Here is a 3,899-nt window from a genome sequence, read left to right on the forward strand (position 1 = left end):
CGTACACTCGGAACTGTGTTGTTCGGGCGTATGAGTGACCGGTGGGGCTACCTTACTGTATCCAGGGTGTGTCCGTTGCTTATGATTGTTTCGTCGCTTACAGCATATTTCTGGCATCCGGTATGGCTCTTGTGTATATGTCTGTTTGTTATGGGCCTGAGTGTCGGCGGCGAGTATAGTATAGATTCAGACTATATCTCGGAAATCATGCCGAAGAAATGGAAATTTTTTATGGTCGGAGTGGCCAAGGCTTCAGCGTCGGTGGGCAGTGTTGCGGTGGCTGCATTATGCTACTTTATAATTCGGGGATGGACTGTCGCCGCATCGTGGCCCGACCTGTTGTTTGTCATGACGGGTATTGCAGGAGTCATGCTTCTTATGAGAGTCCATTTTGCGGAGTCGCCCGGATGGCTTATGGCGCATGGCCGTACTCAGGAAGCTGAAAAAGCGGTGAGGTATCTGCTGGGTAAGAATGTATACATGCCTGTGCCTCCACGACAGAGCGCTGTTGCGGAAGGGCAGTCGGGTGAATCGATGTGGGCTTTTGTGCGGAAGAATGTGCGGAAGATTCTTTTTACCGGCGTGCCTTGGGCCTGTGAGGGGCTGGGGGTATATGGAATTGGAATCTTTATCCCGATTCTCATCATGTCGCTCGGCATTGATTATGTGTCGCCGACAGCTACGCGTATGTCGCATATCGTAAATTCAGTCGAGATTACGATATTGCTCAGTGTATTTATGACTGTAGGATTTGGTATCGGCCTTGCTGTGGTAAGGCGTTATTATCATGTGTCGATGCAGTCTGTCGGATTTATAGGGAGTGCGGCCGGGCTGGGTGTTCTGCTTGCCGCCTATCTGTTGCATTGGCCTTCGTGGGTAGCGATAACCGGGTTTGTGTTGTTTGAGCTATTCCTGAATGCCGGGCCACATCTTATTACTTTTATACTTCCTTCGCAGGTGTATCCGGTAATCGACCGTGGCAGCGGTGTGGGCATATCGGCTGCAATCGGTAAATTAGGCGCGGTGCTTGGTGCGTTCTTTATTCCGGTCATGCTGAAGCATTGGGGATGCGGTGCTGTGATTGCAATGTCAATTGTTGTAATGTTGCTCGGTGCGCTTGTGACGGGTATATTGGGGCCGAAAGTATTGCCTGAGAGCCATATCAAGAATGATGTAACAGATGCGGCCCGGCATTCATAGGAATACCGGGACATGTCTGGCGGGCTATGTGTTTACGGTTATTCTCGGAAGTAAATTCTCTTTACGCGTGATGATACGGAACTCAGTACCTCATAGGGGATGGTGTCCAGTTTGTCGGCGATTTCCGCTACGTTTATGTTATGGCCGAATATCTCGACGCGATCGCCTACTTCGCAACGTGCATCGGTGACATCGACCATGCATATATCCATGCATATATTGCCGATAATAGGACATAGTGAGCCGTTGATCCATACTGAGGAGCGTCCGCATCCGAGAGCCCGGCGAAGGCCATCGGCATAGCCTATGGGTATGGTGGCGATACGAGAATCACGGTAAAGCACTCCCTTGCGTCCATAGCCTACGGTCGTTCCTGCACTCCAGTTCTTGATTGATATCACTACTGTGTGCAGCGAACTTACGGGCTGTAAATCGGCCTGGCTCCCATCGTTGAGAGTAGGGATTCCATAGAGGCAGATTCCGAGACGTACCATATCGTACTGATATTGCGGGAAGCGGGTTATGCCGGTGGAGTTGAGGATATGGCGCAACATGTCGGGGAATGCGTCTTTCATGCGCGAACTGCAACGCTCGAACATAGTAAACTGTTCCATTGTATAGTCGTCCATATCGGGGCAGTCGGCAGCGGCCAGATGGGAGAATACTGAGCGTGGTGTTACAATGTCCTGTGACTTTAATTCGGCGATGAGCTGTTCGATATCCGATTCGATAAACCCGAGACGATGCATGCCTGTGTCGAGTTTTATATGGATAGGGAAATTCCTGATGCCGTGTCGGCGTCCCTCTTCGATTATCTCATGCAGAAGATCGAATGAGTAAACTTCCGGTTCAAGCCTGTGGCTGAACAGTGTGTGGTAGTTGGTGACTTTCGGGTTGAGCACCATTATTGGCATCGTTATTCCGGAATTGCGTAAGTCCATGGCTTCGTCGGCGACAGCTACAGCAAGATAGGCCGCACCCTGATTCTGAAGAGTCTTGGCGAGTTCATAGCTGCCTGCGCCGTATCCGGAGGCTTTTACCATAGCGACAATTCCGGTCGACGGCTTCAATTGTGCTCTGAAAATATTGAAGTTATGGACCATGGCATCCAGGTCGACTTCCAGTACTGTCTCATGCTGTCGAGCCTCAAGCATTTCGGTTATTTGCTCGGTGTTGTGGTTTTCAGCTCCTTTAATTAGTATGAGCGAATGGTCGAAATCGGTAGGCGTTTCGGATGCCATGAAGTCGGCGACACCGGCATAGAACACGGAGTTTGCTTCAGGGAACAGGTCGGCATGGCGTGTTATTTCAGCTCCGATTCCGATAATTCGGTCAATGCCATATTTGACAAGCAGGAGGGAGACATTCTTATATAACAGCTCTGCGTCATCGGCATTTGCTGTCTCCATGTCGGGAAGTATCACAGTAGTGCGCTGGCCGGATGTGCGCCGACGGTTCATGAAGTCGAGCGCCGACAGGAGTGACTGGTAGTCGGCTGCATAGCGGTCGGTTATCAGTATGCAGTTGTTTATACCTTCGATGACATTAAGTCGGGTGTCGATGTGGGGGATTGTAGCGAATCGCTCATGCAGTTCCACCGGATTCATGCCCATTGCAATGAGTGTGCCTATTGCCAGAGATGCATTGTCAAGGGCCGCTTCGGATGTAAACGGGATAGTCACATTTCCGCTCAGCCGGAAGTGTGGCGCGTCAAAATGGATGTCCGCACAGGATTCGGCACGGTTTATTGAGCAATGAATCTTTACGTCCGCATTGTTGTCGCAAAGTCGGCTTACTGTGATGCTTCGGTCGGGCTGAATCGCACATGATGCTCTTTGGGCGAGCAGAGGGTCGTCGACAGAGTACACCACTTTCTGACATTCTGTGAACAGTCTGATTTTTTCGTCGCATTTGTCGCTGCGCGATGCGAAGCCGTCAGCATGTTCGATTCCTACATTTGTGATTACGCCGATGGTCGGTGCAATCATGTCGCGCAGGGCGTCCATTTCCCCTTTCTCGGAAATGCCGGCTTCGAAAATACCGAGTTCCGCGTCAGGAGTTATTTCCCATAGAGAAAGTGGAACTCCAATCTGACTGTTATATGAACGCGGAGACCGCACGGTGTGAATGGCGGGGGAAAGCAGGTGGTGGAGCCATTCTTTCAATGTGGTTTTGCCTCGGCTGCCGGTTATGCCTATGACGGGCAGAGCAGGAAACTTTTTGCGATGGCAGCGTGCAAGTCGCTGCAATGCCTCGCGTACATCAGGTACTACAAAGAAGTTGGCATCGGTGTAGCATGCATCGGCTGTGTCCGGACGTCGGCGTACTACGAAATTTCGTACACCTCGGCGGTATAGTTCGGCCACATATCTGTGCCCGTCGCCCGACGGGGTGGTCAGTGCAAAGAACAGCGTACGCTCAGGATATGTCAGGGAACGAGAATCAGTAAGCAGTACATCGATTATAACATCGGGATATATGGGAGTCGCCACATGTAGTGTGTCGGCTATCTGTTGTGCGGAGTATTGCATGATTATTTTTGTTGTGCCGTATGACTTATATCGGTTGGCCGGGAGAGATGGATTTACAGAGCAAAATTACGTAAAATCTATAATAAGTAAGGGCTTGTTTAATAATAAATGTTGCCGCCAGGGTCGTATAGCTTGAGACGATTTTCGACATGTGACGAAGGAGTGTAC

At 50.5% G+C, this 3,899-nt stretch carries 2 protein-coding genes; one reads left to right on the forward strand and one right to left on the reverse strand.

The window, feature by feature from the left end; genetic code table 11:
* A partial coding sequence (locus tag K2I50_RS04755; protein WP_301025078.1) for an MFS transporter occupies positions 1 to 1,200 on the forward strand: 1,200 nt, incomplete at its 5' end.
* Between the two features lie 38 nt (positions 1,201 to 1,238).
* Here K2I50_RS04755 and K2I50_RS04760 read toward each other — a convergent pair.
* Positions 1,239 to 3,731 carry a bifunctional UDP-N-acetylmuramoyl-tripeptide:D-alanyl-D-alanine ligase/alanine racemase gene (locus K2I50_RS04760; RefSeq protein ID WP_301025079.1) on the reverse strand — a complete coding sequence of 831 codons (2,493 nt, stop codon included), beginning with the start codon at positions 3,729 to 3,731 and terminating at the stop codon, positions 1,239 to 1,241.
* Between the last annotated feature and the right edge of the window lie 168 nt (positions 3,732 to 3,899).

Source organism: Muribaculum sp. (genome assembly GCF_029051885.1).
In the GTDB taxonomy this organism is placed as follows: Bacteria; Bacteroidota; Bacteroidia; order Bacteroidales; family Muribaculaceae; genus Muribaculum.

Coding starts and splice junctions, on each gene's coding strand:
- K2I50_RS04760 (WP_301025079.1), bottom strand. CDS start 3,731: ATGCAATACTCCGCACAACAGATAGCCGACACACTACATGTGGCGACT.